We start from the raw sequence: 20,571 nt of genomic DNA on the forward strand, positions 1-20,571 counted from the left end.
GCCGTCTATTTCCGCAACTCCGGCATCACCACGCGAAACGTGAGATTCACACGCTCGCCGCTCACGGCGGGTTCCTTCGGCACGCGATGGCGCCATTGCGCCTGGGTCTTTCCCTGCATCACGAGCAGGCTGCCGCTCGTCAGCTGGAACGAGCGCACCACGCCTGTCGCGTTGTGGCGCAAGTCGAAGCGCCGCGTCGCGCCGAGGCTGAGCGAGGCGATCACCGGCTCGGGGCCGAGTTCGGGTTCGTGGTCCGCGTGCCAGCCCATGCTGTCCGTGCCCGTGCGATAACGGTTGAGCAGCACGCTGTTGAAGCGCACGCCGCAAAGCGCCGAGACGGCGTGGCGCAGTTCGGCGACCTGGCGGGTCCACGGCTGCGGGATATTTCGGATGCCTGAATAGACGTACACCGCACCTTCGTCGCCCTGCCAGGTCGTAAGGCGCGGCTGATCCACCCAGCCGCCGGGCGTGCGAATGCGTTCCTGGCGCCAGTCGGCCTCGGCGATGATGCGCGCGAGCGCCTCGGCAGCGGCCTCTGGCGCGAGCCATGACGGATGCCATGCCACGTCGGGGGCAGGCGTATCGTCGAAAAGATCGAACATCGGGAGTGCTTGAATCGAGCGGGAAAACACACAGTTTCGCATGGCGCGGACCCGGCCGCCGCGCGCCCTCGCCTCCCGCAGGATTGCGAACCAATCGATACTGTAGGCAAACGAATCAGGTGAGCAGCGCGATGTAGAACACGACTGCGCCGATGAGCGCGCCGACGAAGCAGAAGCCTTCGGCCGGCTCGTCGGTGGTGCGGGATCGCAGCCAGGCGCCCAGCACGCCGAACATGCCCGCGATACCGAGCGCGACGAACACCATCACGACGTCGAATAACGCGCTGCGGCCAATCTCGAGAATATCGACGTGCTTGACCGCGATATACAGCGCGATGGCCATGATCGAGAGAACGACCATCGGCAGCATGACGTGGCTGCCCTCGTGCCCGACGTGACGACCATGCAAACCCTCATGCAGTCCATGTGCGACCGGCCGGATTCCTTTCATGATCCGTCTCCCCCAGAGCGCCCGAAACCACGCGGGCCTCATTTCGAGCATAGTCCATCGCGGGGGCCGATTCAATGGACGTTTAATAGAGTGTGCCCGGCCCCACGAGAACATAGTGCGACGACTGGGATCGCGCTGGCAATCCAGGGAAATGCCGCACCGCCACACGTGCAAACAGTAAAGCAGCCGGGCCCATGCATACACGCATGCATGTATGTTCATGCGGGATCGCCAGGCCCTTTCATGACGCATCGCAGCATGCGCATCCGGAAACCGCCGCCACCGAACGGCACGAAGTCTGCTGCGCCGGTAAAATGCAACGCAGCCTACCTGTGCTGACCCGTCCACCGGGTTTTCGAGCGGGCCTCGACGATTGGGCTTTGCTGCAGCGCGCCGTGCCGGGCGCGCCAGCCCGCGTCGGTCCGCTCCCATCCGTTTGCGCCGCCATGCCCCGACTCTCGTTTCTGGTCCGCTTCATTGCCATCGGCGTGCTGCTGCATGCTTATGTCGGCTTTCGCCTGATTCCCGACCTGCCGGTGGCCGCCGCCGGCAAATGGCTCGCCGTGCTATGGCTCGTGCTCTCGGTGCTGTTCATCCCGCCCGGCATGCTCGCGCGACGCTTCAAGCGCCAGCCGCTCGGCGACCGCCTCGCCTGGATCGGCATGCTCGCCATGGGCTTCTTCTCGTCGCTGCTGATGCTGACGATCGCGCGCGACATCGTGCTCGCCTCGGCCATGACCGTGGAGGCACTGTGGCCCAAGGCAATCGATCTCGCCGGCTGGCGCACCGTGAGCGCCGCCGCGGTGATCGTGCTTGCGTACCTCTCCTCCGGGTTCGGCTTCTTCAACGCGCGGCGGCGTGCGCGCGTGCGCAACGTCGAGGTGCCGATTCGCGGCCTGCCCGCCGCGCTCGACGGCTTCACCATCGTGCAACTGAGCGACATCCACGTCGGGCCGACGATCAAGCACGGCTACGTCGATGCCATCGTGCGTGCCGTGAACCAGCTCGACGCCGACGTGGTCGCCATCACGGGCGACGTGGTGGACGGCAGCGTGGCGCATCTCGCCGCGCACACCGCGCCGCTCGGCAAGCTCAATGCGCATCACGGCGTGTATCTCGTGACCGGCAACCACGAGTACTACTCGGGCGCGGACGCCTGGATTGCCGAGTTCCGCCGCATCGGCCTCACGGTGCTGATGAACCAGCACGTGGTGATCGAGCATGGCGGCGCGCGGCTCGTGCTGGCCGGCGTGACCGACTACACGGGCGGCCAGTTCGATCCCGCGCACCGCAGCGATCCGGCCGAAGCGCTGCGCGGCGCGCCCGCCGACGTGAACACGCGCGTCCTGCTCGCGCACCAGCCGCGCACGGCCCACGCCGCCGTCGATGCTGGCTTCACGCTGCAACTCTCCGGCCACACGCACGGCGGCCAGATTTTCCCGTGGAATTTTCTCGTGCGGCTGCAGCAGCCGTTCACGGCGGGCCTCGAAAGGCTCGGCAGCCTGTGGGTCTATACGAGCCGCGGCACGGGCTACTGGGGGCCGCCCAAGCGCCTTGGCGCGCCTTCGGAAATCACGCGCGTGCGGCTCGTGGGCGCACAGTGAACCCCTGGGCGCGCTGCGCCGGAGGCCCACGCGGCCTTGCCGGTATCATCGGACGATGCCGCCGCTCGCCTCGCAGCTTTAACTGGAATTCATCGCACATGGAAGGCAACAAGCACCTTCACCAGACATCGTTCTATTTGCTGCTGTTCGCGGTGTCCATCGCGCTCTGCTTCATCCTCGCACCGTTTTTCAGCACGGTGCTCTGGGGCGCCATACTCGCATTGATCTTCCAGCCCGTGCAGCGCCGCCTCGTCGCGCGGCTCGGGCGGCGGCGCAACGTCGCGGCGCTCATTACGCTCACCATCTGCCTCGTCATCGTGATCTTTCCGCTCACACTGGTGACGGCCACGCTGGTGCAGCAGGTCGCCTCGGCCTATCAGCAGGTGCGCAGCGGCAGCCTCGACTTCGGCGCGTACTTCACGCAGATCGTCCATGCACTGCCCGAGTCGATCCAGAACCTGCTCGCGCGCTACGACCTGATGGATCTGCCGGGGCTGCAGCAGCGCCTTTCGGCGGGTGCCGCGCAGATCAGCCAGTTCGTCGCCACGCGTGCCCTCTCGTTCGGGCAGAACACGCTGCAATTCCTGGTGAGCTTCGGCGTGATGCTGTATCTGTTCTTCTTCCTCGTGCGCGACGGCCGCGAAATTTCGCGGCTCGTGCGCGACGCCATTCCGCTCGACGAACAGCACAAGCTGCATCTCATGCGCAAGTTCACGACGGTGATCCGCGCAACGGTGAAGGGCAACGTGGCCGTGGCGATCGTGCAGGGCGGCCTGGGCGGCATCGCGCTCTGGGTGCTCGGCATTCAGGGGGCGCTGCTGTGGGGCTTCGTGATGATGCTGCTCTCGCTGTTGCCCGCCGTGGGCGCAGCGCTCGTGTGGGGGCCCATCGCGATCTACTTCCTCTCCACGGGCGCGGTGGCGAAGGGCGTCGGGCTGATCGTCTTCGGCTCCGTCGTGATCGGCACCGTGGACAACGTGCTGCGCCCCGTGCTCGTGGGCAAGGACACGCGACTGCCCGACTGGGTCGTGCTGATCTCGACGCTCGGCGGCATTTCGCTCATCGGCATCAACGGCTTCGTGATAGGGCCGCTCGTCGCGGCGCTCTTCATCAGCTGCTGGGACTTGCTGCGCAAGGACCAGCACAACATCGAAAACGAAAGCGCGCCCGTGGAAGACGAGCCCGTCTAGGCGCAACTTCCGGGCCGCATGAGTGCAGCGCTAGGGCGAAACGTGCAGCGGCACGCCGGCGCGGCCCTGGCGGGCGATACCGGCGACGGGCGCTTCGGGCGCTTCGGCACCATCCACGGCCACCGAAAACCCGAACGTGTTGACACCGTCGGCACTGCGCACGAACACCGTGCCGCCGTGCATTTCCGCCACGGCCTTGACGATCGACAGCCCGAGCCCGTGATTTTCGTGGCTGTTCGAGCGCGCCTCCTGAATGCGGTAGAAGCGGTCGAAAATGTGCTCGCGCGTCACCGGGTCGAGCGGCTCGCCGGGATTCGAAACGGCGATCTCGACGTGACCGTTCTGCGGCGCGACCGTGGCGCGCAGCGTCGTGCCGGACTGCGAATGCTGGATCGCGTTGACGAACAGATTACTCACGGCGCGGCCGATCAGCGATGTGTTCACCCATGCGCGCGCATCGCCCTGCACTTCCACGCGCAGTTGCGCCTCTTCGAGCGGCATCTCCAGAAAATCGAGCATGCGTTCGATCTCCGAGCGCAACGACACCTCCGTGAGGTCCGTCGCGCGTTCGCCGCGATCGCTGCGTGAGAGGAACAGCATGTCGTTCACGATCACGCGCAATCGTTCGAATTCCTCAAGATTCGATTGCAGCGTCTGTTGCAGCTGTTCGACCGAACGGTCGCGCGTGAGCGCCACCTGGGTCTGGCCGATCAGGATGCTCACCGGCGTGCGCAGCTCGTGCGCCACGTCGGCATTGAACGATTCCAGACGCTCGTAGGCCTTGTCGAGACGCTCCAGCGCGCCGTTGAACGACGTGGCGAGTTCGTGCAGTTCCTCGGGCAGTTCGTCCGAGTGCAGACGCTGTCGCCGGTTCGACGGACTCAACTGCGAGGCCTCGCGCGAGAGGCGCGTGAGCGGCGCGAGTCCGAAGCGCGTCACCGCGCGGCTCAGCAGCGCGACCGCGATGGTGGACAGCGCGATCAGCACGCCGAGCGCGATGCCGAAGCGCCGCAGCATGCCTTCGGTGCGCACGCAGTCGCTGCCGACCACGAGTTTCACCTGAGGCCGGTCACCGCTCGCGGGCACGATAAAGGTCGTCGTGATGATGTCGTAGCTGCAGCCCGGAGGGCGCACGAGCAGATGATTCGGGCCCACGTCACCGGTGACCTTGCCGACGATGGGCGTGCCGAAGCGAAAGCGCGGATCCGGGCCTTCGACGTAGTAGTGCATGCGACTATCAGCAGGCGAGAGGTCGCGCAGCTTTTCCTGCACGAAGGCCCACTTCTGCACGTCCGGTGCGTGCGAAACGATCAGGCTCGCGATGCGCGCACGCGTGTCGAGCGTTTCGCGCAGTTCGTTGAAGAGCTGGCGCTGCATCAGGAAGAAGAGGCCCGCCCCCGTTAGCGTGAACACGATGAGCGACACCGCTGCGAACATCGCCGAAAGCCGCAGCGAGATCGAGCGTTTCATGACGTCTGGCCTCCTTCCTCGCGCACTTCGAGCACGTAGCCCATGCCGCGTATGGTGTGCAGCAGTTTCGCCGCGTGCGGGCCGTCGAGCTTGGCGCGCAGCCGCTTGATCGCCGTTTCCACCACGTTCGCATTGCTTTCGAAATTCACGTCCCAGACCAGCTCGGTGATGAGCGTCTTGGAGAGAATCTCGCCGCGCCGACGTGCGAGCACCGAAAGCAACTGGAATTCCTTCGCCGTGAGATCGAGGCGCACGCCGTCACGCGTCGCGCGGCGGCTGATGAGATCCACCTGCAGATCGCCCACCGAAATCAGCGTGGATTCTTGCGTGCGTGCGCGCCGCGTGAGCGCGCGCAGCCGCTCGACGAGTTCGAGGAACGAGAACGGCTTCGTGAGATAGTCGTCGGCGCCGTCGCGCAGGCCGTGCACGCGGTCGTCCACGCGGTCGCGCGCCGTCAGCATGATGACCGGCGTGTCCTTCTTCGTGCGCACTGCGCGCAGCACGCCGAAGCCGTCGAGCTTCGGCAGCATGACGTCGAGCACGATCACGTCGAAGTCGTATTCCGTGGCCATCCACGCGCCTTCCTCGCCGTCCATGGCGACGTCCACGACCCAGCCCTGCTCCGTGAGTCCGCTACGCAAGTAGTCCACGACCTTGCGCTCGTCTTCGATTACCAATACTTTCATGCCCGCCCTCCTCTTCGCGCGCTGCCCTGGCAGTGCTGGCCGACGCGGCCCGCGAGCGCCGCTGCGCGCTTTTATATACCCTGGTGCCGGGCCCGCTCAAGCCCTCTTGTACCTCTTGTATGCCCCGCTTTCAGCCCTTGCATCTACTCAGCTTCTGCCCTCGGCCTTCGGCACTTCGCGGCACGTGCCCGCGCTGCAGGCCATCTCGCGGTCGTCGGCGCTCCAGCCGCCGCCCAGCGCCTTCGCGAGAAAGACCACCGCGGCAACCTGCTGGCCGTGAATCTGCACTTCCTGGCGCTCGCTGGCGAGCAACTGCTGCTCTGCGTTGAGCACGTCGATGAACGCGACCAGGCCGCCCTGATAGCGGTCGTTGGCGAGGTCGAAGGACTTGCGTGCGTCGTCCACGGCCGCCTGGCCATCGGTCGAGGCGCGTTCCAGCACCGACAGGCCCGTTACCGCATTTTGCACCTCCTGGAACGCGGTGAGCACGGTCTGACGATAAGACGCCTGCGCCGACTCGTAGCCGGCCTGCGCGAAATCCACGCCCGCCGCGCGCTTGCCGCCGTCGAACAGCACCTCGCTGGCCGTCGCGCCCACCGACCACATGAGGCTCGGCACGGAAAACAGGCCACCAAAACGCGTCGATTCCCAGCCGAATGTGGGCGAAAGCGTGATGTCCGGAAAGTACGCGGAGCGCGCCACGCCGATCTGCGCATTGGCCGAGGCCATCGCGCGCTCGGCGGAGGCCACGTCGGGCCGCCGCTGCAGCAGTTCGCTCGGCAGCCCGGTGGGCAGCGCCGGCACCGGCAGCGGCGTGACCTTCTGCGCCAGCGTGAATTCGGGCGCCGGCTTGCCGACCAGCACCGCAATGGCGTTCTGCTCCTGCTGGCGCTGGTTTTCGAGCAGATGCACCTGGGTTTGCGTCGCCGCCAGCTGGGCTTTCTGCTGCAGCAGTTCGAGACCCGAAACCGCGCCGAGATCGTGCTGCGCGGTCACGAAATCGAGCGCCTTTTGCTGCAGTTGCGCCGAGCGGTTCACCACGTCGATCTCGTTGTCGAGTTCGCGCATGGCGAAATAATCGGTGGCGAGTTCGGCGGTGAGCACGAGGCGCGCGTTGGCGAGATCGTCGCCGGCCTGCTGCGTCGACGCCTGCGCCGACTCCACCATGCGCCGGATGCGCCCGAACAGGTCCAGTTCGTAGCTCACGGTCGCGCCGACGATAAGCTGGTTCTGCACAGTCGACGTGTTGGGGGTCGCGTAGTTAGTGAGCGGCCGGTTCGCGGAAATGCGCTCGCGCGCGAGGCCCGCGTCGAGCCCGACCTGCGGGCTTTGCTGCGACGACACCGAAGCGAGCGTCGCGCGTGCCTGAGCGTAGTGCGCGGCGGCCACGCGCAGCGTCTGATTCTCGGCGAGCGCCGCGGTTTCCAGACTGTCGAGCTCGGCGTTGTCGAATGCCTTCCACCACAGCGGATCGAGCGGCGCATGCGAAGGCTGTGCCGCGTGCCAGTATGAATCGGCGGAATCGACGCGCCAGGCCGCGGGGCTTTGCGTTTGCGGCGCGTGATAGTCGGGGCCTACGGTGCAAGCCGCGAGACCGAGCGCGCCTAGCGCCGTGACGTAAGCGAGCGGCCGTGGCCGCATGTTCTGCCGCATCGTCACGTCGCGCTCCGCCTGGCGGCCTCGTGCGCCGCTTCGGTCTTGTTCGGCGCGACCACGACGACGCTGTCGCCATCCGCGATCGAGTCACTCGGGTTGAGCACGACGCGGTCGGTCGGCGCGAGCCCGCGGCTGATTTCGAGCGTCTGCCCGAGGTCCTGCGCGATTTCCACCGCCTTGAGCTTGATCTTGCCATCCGCTTCGACGACTGCAAGACGCGGGCCTTCCGAGCGGAACAGCAGCGTGTTGCCCGGCACCGTGAGCAAACCCTTCGCGTCGGTCTGCAAGGCAGCTTGCACGTAGGCGCCGGGCAGCAGCTTGCCGTCATGGTTGGGCAGCGAGATTTCGGCCTCCAGCGTGCGTGTGGCCACGTTGATGGCCTGCGCAGTGCGCGTGACGGTGCCGTCGAACGTCACGCCCGGCAGTTCCTGCTCGGTCACGCTCACGTGCTGGCCGACCGCCACCTGCTGCGCGTAGGTCTGCGGCACGTCGAGGTAGAGACGCAGCGGGTCGGACTGCGCGATCGAAAAGAGCGCATGACCCGCCCCGCCGTTGCCCGCGTTCACGAGGTCGCCGATATCGACGTTGCGCTGCGTGATGATGCCCGTGATCGGCGCGACGATGCGCTGGAACGACTTCATCTCCGTGAGGCGGCGCACGTTCGCATCGGCGGCGGCGAGATTCGCCTGGTCGGTGTTGAATGCGCCCTGGCGGTCATCGAGTTCCTGCTGCGAGACCGCATCGCGCTGGCGCAATTGCAGCGCACGATCGAACGAGGTCTTCGCGAGCGCGAGCGTCGAGGCGGCCTGATCGCGCTGCGCCTGCGCCTGCGCGAGTTCCTGATCGATCTCGGGCGTATCGATCTCCGCGAGCAACTGCCCTTGTTGCACGTGCGCGCCGATATCGGCGTACCAGCGCCGCACGTAGCCGTTCGCGCGCGAGTAGATCGGCGCTTCGACAAAGCCGCGCAGCGTGCCCGGCAGCACGATGCGGCCGTCCGCGCCCGCCGCCACCGGTTGCACGACGCTCACGTACTGTTTCGCGTTTTGCTTCGTGACATCTGCGAGATGGTGGGCGTTCATGAGGTTCGACACGATCGTGCGCGTGGCGCCCGCGGCCAGCAGCAGCGCGACCACGATCAGCGCAAAACGTGCGCGCTTGCCGGCCTGGCCGCGCGCCGGCAGGTCCATGCCCTGCTCGCCGCCCACGGTGATGTCGAGAGATGAATGGTGGTGAGGTTCGTTCATGTCTTCGGCCAATTTGACTTAACGGGTATCGCCTCGCGTACCCCTGCGCTGCGCTTCGCGCTCGCGTTTTGCGGCGGCGCGGTGGGCGAGCCGGGTATGCACGGTCGCAAACATCAGGGGTACGAACAATAGCGTGGAGACCGTAGCGAACAGCAGGCCGCCGATCACCGCGCGCCCGAGCGGCGCATTCTGCTCCGCGCCTTCGCCGAGGCCGAGCGCCATCGGCACCATGCCGATCATCATGGCGAACGCCGTCATCAGCACGGGCCGTATGCGGGTGGCGCCCGCTTCGAGCGCGGCGGAGAGCGGCGACGCGCCGGCGGCGAGACGCTGCCGCGCGAACGAGACCACGAGAATACTGTTCGCGGTCGCGACGCCCACGGTCATGATCGCGCCGGTGAGAGCGGGCACGCTCAGGTGCGTGCCGGTGATGAAGAGCATCCACGCAATGCCCGCGAGCGCGGCGGGCAGCGCGCTGATGATGATGAGCGGATCGGCCCACGACTGGAAGTTCACGACGATCAGCAGATACACGAGCACCACCGCCATCGCGATGCCGACGCCCAGCCCCACGTACGACGAACGCATCGTGCCGATCTGCCCGCGCATGGTGATGGTCGTGCCGCGCGGCGCGTGCGCCTGCACATGCCGGATGATGTCGTTGATGTTCACGCCCACGGAGCCCAGGTCGCTGCCCTCCACGCTCACGAGCAGGTCGATCACAGGACGGATGTTGTAGTGCGTGACGATGGCCGGTCCCCCGTGCGGCTCGAGCTGCACGAGGTTGCTCACGAGTTGCAGCGGCGCATTGGGATTCGTCGCGCGCGCGGAAACGGGCGTGCCCATCACCTCGTTCATGGAGGTCTCGCGATACTGCGGCGTTTGCACCGTGAGCGGATATTCCACGCCGTTTTGCGGGCTCACCCAGAACGCGGGCGAAGTCTGCGTGCTGCCCGAGAGCGCGATCAGCACGTCCTGCGCAACGTTTTGCGGACTCAGGTTCAACTGCTGCATACGCGTGCGGTCCATGGCAAGCGTGAGCGCGGGCTCGTCGTTACGCTGCTCGATATGGGCATCGACAGCGCCCGGCAGTTGCCGCACCTGCTTGAGCAGCGTGCTCGCAAGCGCCATGTCCTGGTTCAGGTTCGCGCCCACGACCTGCACGTCGATCGCCGCAGGCTGACCGAAGTTCAGAATCTGCGTGATGATGTCCGCGGGCTGGAAGAAGAACTCGACGCCCGGAAAGCGTTGCGGCAGCAAGGTCCGCAGCTTGTCGATATAGATGCGCGAGGGATCGTGATCGGGCTTCAGCGCGATCTGGATTTCGCCGTCGAGCGTGCCCATCGTCCCCGCGTTGCTGTACGAGAGGTTGATGCCGCTATAGGGCAGCCCGAGGTTGTCGACGATCGTTTCGAGTTGATCGGGCGGCACGACTTCGCGAACCACTTGCTCCACCTGGTCGGCCAGCCGCGCGGTTTCCTCGATGCGAAAGCCTGTTGGCGCACGCATATGCAAACGAATATTGCCCGCATCGACCGAAGGAAAGAAGTCGCGGCCAAGGAAAAACACGAGGACGAGCGAAAGCAGGCAAAACGCGAGGAAGGTGCCGCCAAAGAATTTGCGGCGCGAAAGCAGCAAGCTCAACAGCGCGATGTAATTCGCGCGCACGCGCTCGAACGCATGATTGAAGCGCCAATGTATGCGCGCGAACAGCGAGCCCTGAGCACGCTGCGCGTGCGCGGTGGGATCGTGGCCCTCGAACAGCAGCATGGCGAGCGTCGGCACCAGCGTGCGCGAGAGGATGTACGACGCGATCATCGCGAACACCACGGCTTCCGCGAGCGGCACGAACAGAAAGCGCGCCACGCCGGTGAGGAAGAACATCGGCACGAACACGATACAGATGCACAGCGTCGAGACGAGTGCGGGCACCGCGATTTCGCCCGCGCCTTCGAGAATGCCGTCGTGCAGTTTCGCGCCCAGATGCAGGTGCCGTTCGATGTTTTCGATCGTGACCGTGGCGTCGTCCACCAGGATGCCGACCGCGAGCGCAAGGCCGCCGAGCGTCATGATGTTGATGGTCTCGCCAAGCGCATAGAGGGCGATGATCGACGAGAGAATCGACAACGGGATCGACACCGCGATGATGAGCGTGCTGCGCCAGTTGCCGAGAAAGAGCAGGATCATCGCCGCGGTGAGCGCGGCCGCGATGAGCGCTTCGCGCACCACGCCCTGCACAGCTGCGGAAACGAAGACGGACTGGTCGAAGAGCGGCTTGACGGCGAGGTCGGCGGGCAGCGTGTCGCGCGCCTTCGGCAGCAGGTCCTTGAGGGCGCCCACCACCTGCAGCGTCGAGGCGTCGCCGCTCTTGAGGATCGACATCAGCACGCCACGCTGGCCGTCCTGGCGCACGACGTTGGTCTGCGGCGTGAAGCCGTCGCGCACGTGCGCCACGTCGCCCAGATAGGTGGTAGCACCGTTTACCGTCTGCACGGGAATGCGGTTTAGCCCGGCAAGCGTATCGGGCGATGCATTGGTGTCCACACGATATTCGGTTTGCCCGAGCTTGGCCGTGCCCGTCGGCAAAATGAGGTTCTGCGCGTTGACCGCATTGACGATAGCGGCGGGCGTGAGGCCCTTCGAAATGAGCGCGCGCGTGTCGAGATCCACGGAAATCACGCGTGTTTTACCGCCATACGGGTAAGGCACCTGCGCCCCGGGAATCGTAATGAGCTGCGGGCGCAGGAAGTTCATCGCGACGTCGGCGAGCGCCTGTTCGCTCATCGACTTGCTGGACAGGCCGAGCTGGATCACGGGAATGCTCGACGCCGAATAGCTGATGACGAGCGGGGGCGTCGCGCCCGGCGGCATCTGCTTCACCTGCGCCTGCTCCGATGCAACGGCCTGCGCGATCGCAGTTTGCAGGCTCGCACCAGGCTGCAGGAACAGCTTGATGATCGCGATGCCGGGCAGCGACTGCGACTCGATGTGCTCGATATTGCTCACCGTGGTCGTCAAGCTGCGCTCGTTGACCGAGGTGATGCGATCGGCCATGTCCTTCGCGGAAAAGCCGTTGTACGACCAGATGATGCTGATGACCGGAATGTTGATGTTGGGCAGCACGTCGGTGGCCATCGACATGAGCACGAACGGTGTGGCCAGCACGATCAGGATGGCCATCACGATGAACGTGTACGGTCGCTTCAGCGCGAGATTGACAATCCACATGTCAGTGTTTCGGACAACTCAGGCGAGGGGTTGAGACCGGGACGCATTCATCCAGCGGGTGCCGCATCATAGGCAATGGCGGTGGCAGGTCGCTGTCGCCAATATGGCGAAATTGACAGGCAATGCGCGAGACGCGCGAAAGCGCACGGGAACGCAGATAGATCGGCGCTGTAGCGTCGCGAAGCGCCGGAAATCCGCAGCCGCGAAACGCGCCGTAACGGACTCGCGCTTCGCGAAGACTTCTTTAACTGCTTCAGTTCACAAGACGCAGGCGCTCCAGATCGTGCGTGTTGTGACCGCGGCCGCGGCCGCTGCGCGCACGCGTGCCTCGCGGGCCCGCGTGTGCATCCACTTCGCGAAGCGGCTCGTCGCAGGTGGCGAGCGCAGCCTCCTGCTCGGCAAGGACGAGCGGCACCTTCTCGCGCAGAAACTCGACGAAGGTACGGATCTTCGCGTCCAGATAGCGACGCGAAGCGTACAGAGCGTAGATGTTGAGCTTTTGCAGGGTGTGCGTGGGCAGCACGCGCACCAGCGTGCCGTCGGCGAGACCGGGCAGCGCCACCGGCACCGGTAGCGGGCCGATGCCCATGCCTTCGCGGATGGCGAGCGCGAGCGCTTCGGGATTGTTCACCTGGAACGGCGTCACGCCCGTATGCCGGAAGGTCTCGCCAAGCGGCCCCTCGGAAACCCACTGGCCCGCGGGCAGGCTCGCATCGGTCAGGTGCAGACAGGTATGCGCCTCGAGGTCATCGAACGATTGCGGCTCGCCGCGCGTGCGCAAGTACGCAGGCGAGGCGCAGAGAATGGCAGCGGTGCTGCCCAGATGCTGGGAGATCAGCGCGGAGTCCTCGAGTTCGGCGGCCACCACGACCGCCACGTCGAAGCCCTCCTCGATGATGTCGGGCATCTGCTGCGCGATGGTGAGATCGACCGAGACCTCCGGCAAATGCTGCTGATAACGCGCGATGAGCGGCATGACGTAGTGCTGGCCGAAACTCGTGCCGCCATACACGCGCAGTTTGCCCGCTGGGTTCGCGTGCGCAGCGGCGGCTTCGGCTTCGGCCTGCTCGATGTCGGCAAGAATGCGCTTGCAACTCTGAAAGTAACGCTCGCCGGCTTCGGTCAGCGACATGCGCCGCGTAGTCCGGTTAAGCAGCCGCGTGCGCAGCCGCGACTCCAGATCGGTGACCGCGCGCGAGACCTGCGCCGTCGTCATCGTTTCGCTCGCCGCAGCGCGCGTGAAGCTGCCGGACTCCACCACTCGCACGAAGACCCGCATATTGCGCAGCGTATCCATCAGAAACTCCCGTTCATTCGGCCTGCCTTCCCATCTATACGAATGAGAGTAGTTTCGCCCACCAGCCGTGGCCAGATCCTGACTCGAACATGACAGCGCAGACAGCTTGGCGCAAAGCCCCGTCCCGCGTATGATCCACGGGCCCCCGAGGCAGCTCGATACACCCGCCACGCCTTGCGCGAGAGCCGCATGGCGTGCGGCCGCCCTGCGCTTTGATGACAAAACGATGACTCTCGAATTCGCCCTGCGTCTTCTCGCGGCGTTCGCCTGCGGCGTCGCCATCGGCCTCGAACGCCAGATTCGCCAACGCACGGCCGGTCTGCGCACGATCACGCTCGTGGCAAGCGGCGCATGCTTGTTCGTCACGCTCGGCGTGCTGACCGGCAATGGCTCGACCGGCGTGACGCAAATTGCGGCCTATGTCGTCTCCGGCGTGGGCTTTCTGGGCGGCGGCGTGATCATGCGCGAGAAGGGCTCGATTCAGGGCATCAATACCGCAGCGACGCTATGGTGTTCGGCGGCCGTGGGCGTCCTGTGCGGAGCGGGACACTACGCCCCGGCGGTGGCCGGCACCGTCGTCGTGCTGCTCACGAATACCGTGCTGCGCGAGGTGAGCCGCATCATCAACGCGTCGCCCGTTTCGAATGCGGATCTCGTGCGCGCTTATGTGCTTACGGTGGTTTGCCGCGAAGAGGATGAAATCCATATCCGCACGTTGCTTTCGAACTCTCTGTACTCCACGCCGCTTTCGTTCCAAAGCCTCACGAGCGAGGACCTGGCCGGCGATCCACCGCGCCTGCGCGTGACGGCGACGATGCGCCTGCATCCGAAGTACCAGTCGAAGCTGGAGCTCCTGGCGAACCGCCTGAGCATGGAGAAAGGCGTCTCGAGCATAAGCTGGACCGCCGCGGAACCCGAAATCGCGCCCGAATGAGCCTCGCGTATTGCATCGGCCGGCATTCCTTACGAATACATTTCTGATTCGTTGCGCTTTTTAAAATTATCGGCGGCAGTTTTCAAGAACTGTCAATTCTGGCCGCGTTTCATGGACGCGTATTCGCCCTTGGACTAAGCTCCACTCACCGTGATTCGTTCACGCCAACAAGGGGAGTCTACTCATATGCAACACGGCATCATTGCCTGGCTCATCATCGGCGCAATCGCAGGCTGGCTCGCTGGCGTCCTGGTCAAAGGCGGCGGCTTCGGATTGTTCGTCGATATCATCGTCGGCATTGTCGGCGCGTTCATCGGCGGTTGGCTTGCCGGCGTGCTCGGCATTCATATCGGGGCTGGCATCATCAGCTCGATCATTACCGCCATTGTCGGCGCGGTCATTCTGCTCTTCATCATCCGCCTCGTGCGACGAGCGTAGCGAATTCGCGCTATCAATGAAAAACGGGAGCACCGTTGCCGGTGCTCCCGTTTTGTTTTGTGTGCTTCCAGATAGCGAGCGCTTTGGACCTTATGCGTTCGCCACGAGTCCGCCCGTCGCCTCGGGCAGCATCGAACCCGTTTGATTGAAACGCAGATGCATTTCATACGCGCGTGCGAGATCGTGCGGCGTCTGGCCGCCGATCTTGAGTGCGTCGCGATAGTAGTCGCGCAGCAGGTCGCGATAGAGCGGATGCGCGCAACGTTCGATCACGAGGTTCGCACGTTCGCGCGGCGCGAGTCCGCGCAGATCGGCCAGGCCCTGCTCGGTGACGATCACGTCCACGTCGTGCTCGTTGTGATCGACGTGTGGCACCATCGGCACGATGCTGGAAATGCGGCCGTCCTTCGCAATCGCCTTGGTCGCGAAGATCGCGCACGACGCATTGCGCGCGAAATCGCCCGAGCCGCCAATGCCGTTCATCATGTGCGTGCCGCCCACGTGCGTGGAATTCACGTTGCCGTAGATGTCGCATTCGAGCGCCGTGTTCAGCGCAATCAATCCGAGGCGGCGAATCACTTCGGGATGGTTGCTCACTTCCTGCGGCCGCAGCACGAGCTTGTCGCGATAGCGGTCGAGTTCGGCGAGCACCTGCGCCTGACGTTGCGCGGAGAGCGTCATCGAGGCGCCCGAGGCGAATACCATCTTGCCGGAATCGATAAGATCGAAAGTCGAGTCCTGCAATACTTCGGAGTACATCGTAAGCGCTTCGAACGGTGAATCCACGAAGCCCGAAAGCACCGCGTTCGCGATCGTGCCTATGCCGGCCTGCAGCGGCGGCAGTTGCGCGTTCATGCGGCCGTGCTTCACTTCGTGCTGCAGGAATTCGATGAGGTGGCCGGCAATGCGCGCGGTTTCTTCATCGGCGGGCAGCACGGTCGAGGGGCTGTCCGCCTGGTTCGTGATGACGATGGCGGCGATCTTCTCCGGCGGAATCTCGATGGCGGTCGTACCCACGCGGTCCTGCGGACGTACGATCGGCAGCGGGTCGCGATGCGGGCGGCGGCCGGGAATCCACACGTCGTGCAGGCCTTCGAGCGCAAGCGGCTGTGCGAGATTGATCTCGACGATCACCTTCTCCGCGAGAATCGCAAAGCTCGCCGAATTGCCGACCGACGTGGTGGGCACGATCGCACCGGTTTCCGTGATCGCGGCGGCTTCAATGATCGCGAGATCGAGTTTGCCGAGCAGGTTCGCGCGCAGCATCTCGACGGTTTCCGAAAGATGCTGGTCGACGAACATCACTTCGCCGCGGTTGATCGCCTTGCGCAACGTGGCGTCCACCTGGAACGGCAGACGGCGCTCGAGCACACCCGCTTCGGTCAGCATGCGATCGACGTCGTGGCCGAGCGAGGCGCCCGTCATCAGCGTAATGCGCAGCGGCTCTTTCTCTTCGCGCGCGCGGCGCGCCAGCTCGAGCGGCACGGCCTTCGTGTCGCCCGCGCGCGTAAAGCCGCTCGCGCCAACGCGCATGCCGTTGCGCACGAGTTGGGCCGCCTCGGCGGCCGAAGTGATTTTCCCGCGCAAGGCGGCACAACGAATACGGTCTTCGTACATCAAAGTCTCCACAAACTCTCTGATCGCCTGGTGCCTATTTTCAGGTCTTGCATCGGCGGTCGTGCACTGTGAGTTTCACAAAACACTGTTGCAGGGTTTCGTGCAGCCACAATGCGCAAAGCCGCGGCGCCCTTTTGAAGGCGTCGCGGCACAAGATTTCAGCGTGCGCCTGCACATGGCTGGCGTGCTCTCGATCTCAGCTACCGAAATAAATATTGCAGAAGCTGACCGGGCCGACGCATTCATCCTTCTTTGCCGGCTTTACGATTTCGCGGTGGGCGGGCGCTTGCGCTGCCTGCGGGGCAGCGGACTGCGCAACCTGCTGAGGGACGCTCGCTGCCGGTGCTTCGTTCTGTGCATAAGCAGCGGCGGCGGCAAACAGCGAACAGGCAACAACAGCGATCTTCAGGGACTTCATTTTACTCTCCAGTGCTAACGGGTACTGCGAAGCAGTGATGTGACTATATGACCCAGGGTCGTATTGATTAAGGAGGCGGGGTGGAAGGCATATTTCCAGACTGCAGCAAGATCGCGCGGGCCTGCTTTTTCATTGTGTTTTCAACGATCTGTGCGGCGCATGCGTGCGGCGTGCGCGGCGCGCGAGCGGTCCGAGCGGCGCGTCGCGGTCAAGCAGCGCGCTGCGGATGAAGTGCAGATGACTCAGCAGCCGTTGCGCCTCGTGCCGCCGCTCCCGCTCGTGATGCACGGTGGCGAGCGCCTCCTGGGCGATCCAGGTCGCGGCGCGCACGGCGCTGAGCGCGTGGTCGAGTGCGACCCCGTCCGGGCTTTCGAATAGGTGCGCGATGTCCTCCTGGACGCGCGCGAGCGCCGCTGGCCAGCGCGCGTCATGAAAGTCGAGCCAGTCTGCCGCGTGCGCCTCGTTGCGCAAATCGACCACGGCGTGCCCGACTTCGAGCGTCACGAGCATCCAGCGCAGCGCACGCCGGTGCGCCTGGCGGCGCCCGTTCAGCAAGAGCCTCAACTGATGCATCAGATCGTGCGTACCGGACTGGAAGCGCTGCCCGAGGCCATCCAGTTCCCCATGGCAAGCCAGCACGACCTGCCCGCGCAACGACACGCATATGCGCTCGACGAGCCAGTTCATGTGCGGCGGAAACACCACCGCAAACGCGAGCGAAGCGACCAGCATCGCGGCAACGACGGCGATGCCGTTGTTGACCAGCAGATCCGGCGTGTAGACGATCACGTTGTCCGGGCCAGCCAGCAGGCAGAAGAACACCGAGAAGCCCACGCCATAGCCCGCTATGCGCGAGCGCGTGGCGAGAAAAGCGCCGACGGCGAGCACCGGAACGAGTGTCGCGCAGAGCAGCGGAAAGCCGTCGACATTGGGATAGACGTAGCAGGTGAAGAGATAGCCCGTCACGGCGGCAAAGCCCGCGCCGACCGCCATCTGCACCGCCATGCGCGATGCGTTCGGCGACGACGACGTGAGCGCGCACGTGAGCGCGGCCGCGATCATCGCGAGGCCGCCGCTCGGCCAGTCGGTCTCGACCCAGAACCAGCCCAGCGCCGCCACCACCACGGCCGTGCGCACGAAGGTGAATGCCACCACGTACCAGCTCGTCCGGGGCACGTAGCGCGCGGCGCGCGGCTCCTGCGCAGGACGCGCCTCCATGAGCGATGCCCACGAGCGGCTGTAGCGCACGATCTCGGTCGTGAAGCGATAGATGAGTTCGGCCGAGGTGTCGAAGTCGGGCAGCGCATCGGGCAGCGCGTGTTCGAGCGGCCGCCGCGTCTCGCGCACATGACGCGGCAGCGTGCGCTGGAAGGATTCGAGCCCATCGGCAAGCCGCCGTGCGTAGGCGCGATCGCTTTCGTTGCGGCTCGGCCGCTGTGCAAGCAGCGCGGCTAGCTCGCTGAAATACGGCGCGAGCGGTGCGATCGCCGCGTCGCTCCAATGCAGCCTTTTGAGCAACTGACGCAGCGCGTGCAGTCGCGCGCAGGCATCCATGAATTCGGAATTCAGGCGCGAAAGCAGGCCGCTGCGCAAGCGCATCGTCGGATCTTCGAAAGATGAGAAAGCGCGCGTGGCCTCGAAGCCAACGACATCGTCGACGAGACTCGCAAATCGCCCTTCGAATGCGCCCCTTTCGAGCCGCCCAGCCAACACCGCCGCAGCGAACGCAGTAAAATTCAGATAACGTGAGCGCAGGGTGCGATCGAGCAACGAGCCCGACTGCCGGGGCACGATCACCGCGCTGACCATGCCCGAGCAAAGAATGCCAACGGCCACTTCGGCGCCTCGGCCAAGTGCGGCGAGAAAGAGACCGTTGGGCTGCATCACGAGCGGAATGCCGATCAGCGCTGCCGTGTAGCCGGCAAGCACGAAACCGTACCAGCGAAAATGGCGATTCCTCATGGCGGCGGCCGTACATGCGGCCACCCACCCCGTCATCCCGAGTATGTAGAGCTCGGGCTGCTGGACGAACACGGCGCCCAGCCCTACGGCCGCGACCATTCCCACCGCCGTGCCGACGATGCGATAAAAGCTCTTGGCGAACACCATGCCCGAGAGCGGCTGCATCAGCACGAACACCGTCGTCATCGCGATGCGCGGCTGCGGCAGGTCCAGCAGCATGGAGATGCCCATGGCGAGCAAGCCGGCCGCGACCGTTTTCAGCAGATGGATCCAGATCGCGCCGTCGCTGGCCTGCCAGTCGCGCAACGCCAGTCTGGCGGCGCGCCATATGATCTCCGCGCGCCGACGCGAGTCGAACGCTCGATGTATCGCAGGCTGGCGGCTCATGACAAACGCTCGGGCTGTTTCGAAGACAGGGGCCGATTGTAGGAGCGTCATTGCGCCGCATTAATGGGACGCGCGGGGAACCTCCGTTCCAGATCACTCAACAATGGCGCGTCCCGACAGGCGGACAATATCGTTTCTGTACCGAACAAGAAGGTCAAGAAGGTCTGATGGATACGTTACAAAACATGCGGGTGTTCGTGCGCGTCGTGGAAGCGGGCAGCTTCACGGCCGCGGCTCAGTCGTTGGACTCGACCACCGGCGCGATGTCGCGCGCGGTGTCGGAACTCGAAGCGCATTTGCGCACCCGTCTGCTCAACCGCTCGACACGCCGGCTTGCGCTCACGCCCGCCGGCGAGCGATATCTCAAGCGCTGCTCGCAGATTCTCGCGGACGTCGATAGCGCGGAAGAAGAAGCGAGCTGTGCGCACGAACGCCCGGTCGGGGCGCTGCGCATGCACAGCTTCGCGAGTATTGGTCAGCAGTACGTGCTGCCGGCGATCTCGCGCTATCGCGCACTGCATCCCGAAGTCACCGTCGAGCTGACGCTCTCGCAACGCATGCCGGATCTCTTCGAGGGCAGCAGCGACGTCTCGGTCGTCACGGCGTCATCGCTGCCGAATTCCGATCTCGTTTCGCATCAACTGGGTTCGACGTACAGCATTCTGTGCGCGTCGCCTGGGTATGTGCATACGCACGGTGCGCCGCGCACACCCGCCGATCTGTCGCATCACGACTGTCTGATTCTGAAATCGCCGGCGTTCCCGGCGCATGAGTGGGCGCTCGAGGGGCCCGAAGGCGGAGTCGAGATGCAAGTGGACGGACCGGTGCAGGTGAATATTGCGGAATCACTTGCGGTGGCGATACGCGAGGGAATGGGGATCGGGATGCTGCCGGTCTACGCGGCAATAGAAGGATTGCGTAACGGGACGCTCGTGCGCGTGCTGCCGCAGCACAAGCTACAAAAGACGAACGTGTACGCGCTCTATCCGTCGCGCAAGTTCGTCGATGCGAAAACCAAGACGTGGGTGGAATTCCTGCGCGCGCATCTGCCGCAAGTCATCGAGCGCGACCTGGCGCTGCTTGAAGAACTGACTCAAGAGCAGCTTGCGGACGTCGCAGAAGAGGTTGCTTTTGCGAAGGACGCCGCGGTTGCAGCAGCTGTGCAGAAAGCGGCGCAATAAGCCTGCGCTTGCGTTGCGCGAGCGGGTTAATGCAAAAAGCCGTCCTTTGGACGGCTTTTTTGTTTCCTGCATCGGGAGAAGCGTAAACGCCAGAACCCCGGTGCTCTTTCGGAGACACCGGGGTTCTGGACGTTACAGCATAAGGAGCCTGACGATTACCTACTTTCACACGGGCAATCCGCACTATCATCGGCGTGGAGCTG

Annotated in this window: 16 protein-coding genes; 5 read left to right on the forward strand and 11 right to left on the reverse strand. The window is 64.8% G+C overall.

The window, feature by feature from the left end; all coding sequences use genetic code 11:
• Window positions 1-5: 5 nt before the first annotated feature.
• The gene (locus AB4Y44_RS33890) at window positions 6-602 is read right to left on the reverse strand and encodes an alpha-ketoglutarate-dependent dioxygenase AlkB (RefSeq protein ID WP_368701959.1); all 597 of its coding nucleotides are present in this window, start codon (window positions 600-602) and stop codon (window positions 6-8) included.
• A 115-nt stretch (window positions 603-717) separates the two neighbouring features.
• Window positions 718-1,053 (reverse strand): hypothetical protein, encoded by a 336-nt coding sequence (locus tag AB4Y44_RS33895; protein ID WP_342922481.1) that lies wholly within the window; start codon window positions 1,051-1,053, stop codon window positions 718-720.
• 446 nt (window positions 1,054-1,499) lie between these two features.
• Between AB4Y44_RS33895 and AB4Y44_RS33900 the strand changes: the two genes are divergently transcribed.
• Window positions 1,500-2,657 carry a metallophosphoesterase gene (locus AB4Y44_RS33900; RefSeq protein ID WP_342922480.1) on the forward strand — a complete coding sequence of 386 codons (1,158 nt, stop codon included), beginning with the start codon at window positions 1,500-1,502 and terminating at the stop codon, window positions 2,655-2,657.
• A gap of 98 nt (window positions 2,658-2,755) precedes the next feature.
• On the forward strand, window positions 2,756-3,847 hold the full coding sequence (locus tag AB4Y44_RS33905) for an AI-2E family transporter (RefSeq protein WP_342922479.1): 1,092 nt from the start codon (window positions 2,756-2,758) through the stop codon (window positions 3,845-3,847).
• Between the two features lie 30 nt (window positions 3,848-3,877).
• On the opposite strand, the gene AB4Y44_RS33910 is transcribed toward AB4Y44_RS33905, so the two are convergent.
• From AB4Y44_RS33910 to AB4Y44_RS33935, 6 genes are all read right to left on the reverse strand, one after another.
• On the reverse strand, window positions 3,878-5,317 hold the full coding sequence (locus tag AB4Y44_RS33910) for a heavy metal sensor histidine kinase (RefSeq protein ID WP_051481647.1): 1,440 nt from the start codon (window positions 5,315-5,317) through the stop codon (window positions 3,878-3,880).
• Complete coding sequence (locus tag AB4Y44_RS33915) at window positions 5,314-6,003, reverse strand: heavy metal response regulator transcription factor (protein ID WP_042265081.1); 690 nt, start codon at window positions 6,001-6,003, stop codon at window positions 5,314-5,316. Before AB4Y44_RS33915 ends, AB4Y44_RS33910 begins: the two co-directional genes overlap by 4 nt.
• A 147-nt stretch (window positions 6,004-6,150) precedes the next feature.
• On the reverse strand, window positions 6,151-7,656 hold the full coding sequence (locus AB4Y44_RS33920) for an efflux transporter outer membrane subunit (RefSeq protein ID WP_368701965.1): 1,506 nt from the start codon (window positions 7,654-7,656) through the stop codon (window positions 6,151-6,153).
• A gap of 2 nt (window positions 7,657-7,658) precedes the next feature.
• Entirely contained in the window at window positions 7,659-8,906 is a 1,248-nt protein-coding gene (locus tag AB4Y44_RS33925; RefSeq protein WP_342922478.1) for an efflux RND transporter periplasmic adaptor subunit, read from the reverse strand.
• Window positions 8,907-8,924: 18 nt separating this feature from the next.
• A complete protein-coding gene (locus AB4Y44_RS33930) occupies window positions 8,925-12,134 on the reverse strand; it encodes an efflux RND transporter permease subunit (RefSeq protein WP_368701960.1) in 3,210 nt (1,069 codons plus the stop codon).
• 253 nt (window positions 12,135-12,387) lie between these two features.
• Window positions 12,388-13,431 (reverse strand): LysR family transcriptional regulator, encoded by a 1,044-nt coding sequence (locus tag AB4Y44_RS33935; RefSeq protein WP_342922476.1) that lies wholly within the window; start codon window positions 13,429-13,431, stop codon window positions 12,388-12,390.
• Between the two features lie 226 nt (window positions 13,432-13,657).
• On the opposite strand from AB4Y44_RS33935, the gene AB4Y44_RS33940 reads away from it, so the two are divergent.
• Both AB4Y44_RS33940 and AB4Y44_RS33945 read left to right on the forward strand, forming a co-directional pair.
• Window positions 13,658-14,365, forward strand: coding sequence for an MgtC/SapB family protein (locus AB4Y44_RS33940; protein ID WP_342922475.1), 708 nt, complete (start codon window positions 13,658-13,660; stop codon window positions 14,363-14,365).
• A gap of 186 nt (window positions 14,366-14,551) precedes the next feature.
• Entirely contained in the window at window positions 14,552-14,803 is a 252-nt protein-coding gene (locus AB4Y44_RS33945; RefSeq protein WP_042265070.1) for a GlsB/YeaQ/YmgE family stress response membrane protein, read from the forward strand.
• A gap of 90 nt (window positions 14,804-14,893) precedes the next feature.
• Here AB4Y44_RS33945 and AB4Y44_RS33950 read toward each other — a convergent pair whose 3' ends face one another.
• The 3 genes from AB4Y44_RS33950 to AB4Y44_RS33960 all read right to left on the reverse strand — a co-directional run bounded on the left by AB4Y44_RS33950 (window position 14,894) and on the right by AB4Y44_RS33960 (window position 19,187).
• A complete protein-coding gene (locus AB4Y44_RS33950; protein WP_368701961.1) occupies window positions 14,894-16,420 on the reverse strand; it encodes an acetyl-CoA hydrolase/transferase family protein in 1,527 nt (508 codons plus the stop codon).
• A 196-nt stretch (window positions 16,421-16,616) separates the two neighbouring features.
• Complete coding sequence (locus AB4Y44_RS33955) at window positions 16,617-16,838, reverse strand: hypothetical protein (RefSeq protein WP_254319584.1); 222 nt, start codon at window positions 16,836-16,838, stop codon at window positions 16,617-16,619.
• 129 nt (window positions 16,839-16,967) lie between these two features.
• Window positions 16,968-19,187 (reverse strand): FUSC family protein, encoded by a 2,220-nt coding sequence (locus AB4Y44_RS33960; RefSeq protein WP_342922473.1) that lies wholly within the window; start codon window positions 19,185-19,187, stop codon window positions 16,968-16,970.
• A gap of 167 nt (window positions 19,188-19,354) precedes the next feature.
• Here AB4Y44_RS33960 and AB4Y44_RS33965 point away from each other — a divergent pair, with 167 nt between their 5' ends.
• Window positions 19,355-20,368, forward strand: coding sequence for a LysR family transcriptional regulator (locus AB4Y44_RS33965; RefSeq protein ID WP_342922472.1), 1,014 nt, complete (start codon window positions 19,355-19,357; stop codon window positions 20,366-20,368).
• The last annotated feature ends 203 nt before the right edge of the window (window positions 20,369-20,571 follow it).

Source organism: Paraburkholderia sp. BR10937, assembly GCF_040965695.1.
Classification (GTDB): domain Bacteria; phylum Pseudomonadota; class Gammaproteobacteria; order Burkholderiales; family Burkholderiaceae; genus Paraburkholderia.

Coding starts and splice junctions, on each gene's coding strand:
- AB4Y44_RS33890 (WP_368701959.1), bottom strand. CDS start 602: ATGTTCGATCTTTTCGACGATACGCCTGCCCCCGACGTGGCATGGCAT.
- AB4Y44_RS33895 (WP_342922481.1), bottom strand. CDS start 1,053: ATGAAAGGAATCCGGCCGGTCGCACATGGACTGCATGAGGGTTTGCAT.
- AB4Y44_RS33900 (WP_342922480.1), top strand. CDS start 1,500: ATGCCCCGACTCTCGTTTCTGGTCCGCTTCATTGCCATCGGCGTGCTG.
- AB4Y44_RS33905 (WP_342922479.1), top strand. CDS start 2,756: ATGGAAGGCAACAAGCACCTTCACCAGACATCGTTCTATTTGCTGCTG.
- AB4Y44_RS33910 (WP_051481647.1), bottom strand. CDS start 5,317: ATGAAACGCTCGATCTCGCTGCGGCTTTCGGCGATGTTCGCAGCGGTG.
- AB4Y44_RS33915 (WP_042265081.1), bottom strand. CDS start 6,003: ATGAAAGTATTGGTAATCGAAGACGAGCGCAAGGTCGTGGACTACTTG.
- AB4Y44_RS33920 (WP_368701965.1), bottom strand. CDS start 7,656: ATGCGGCAGAACATGCGGCCACGGCCGCTCGCTTACGTCACGGCGCTA.
- AB4Y44_RS33925 (WP_342922478.1), bottom strand. CDS start 8,906: ATGAACGAACCTCACCACCATTCATCTCTCGACATCACCGTGGGCGGC.
- AB4Y44_RS33930 (WP_368701960.1), bottom strand. CDS start 12,134: ATGTGGATTGTCAATCTCGCGCTGAAGCGACCGTACACGTTCATCGTG.
- AB4Y44_RS33935 (WP_342922476.1), bottom strand. CDS start 13,431: ATGGATACGCTGCGCAATATGCGGGTCTTCGTGCGAGTGGTGGAGTCC.
- AB4Y44_RS33940 (WP_342922475.1), top strand. CDS start 13,658: ATGACTCTCGAATTCGCCCTGCGTCTTCTCGCGGCGTTCGCCTGCGGC.
- AB4Y44_RS33945 (WP_042265070.1), top strand. CDS start 14,552: ATGCAACACGGCATCATTGCCTGGCTCATCATCGGCGCAATCGCAGGC.
- AB4Y44_RS33950 (WP_368701961.1), bottom strand. CDS start 16,420: ATGTACGAAGACCGTATTCGTTGTGCCGCCTTGCGCGGGAAAATCACT.
- AB4Y44_RS33955 (WP_254319584.1), bottom strand. CDS start 16,838: ATGAAGTCCCTGAAGATCGCTGTTGTTGCCTGTTCGCTGTTTGCCGCC.
- AB4Y44_RS33960 (WP_342922473.1), bottom strand. CDS start 19,187: ATGAGCCGCCAGCCTGCGATACATCGAGCGTTCGACTCGCGTCGGCGC.
- AB4Y44_RS33965 (WP_342922472.1), top strand. CDS start 19,355: ATGGATACGTTACAAAACATGCGGGTGTTCGTGCGCGTCGTGGAAGCG.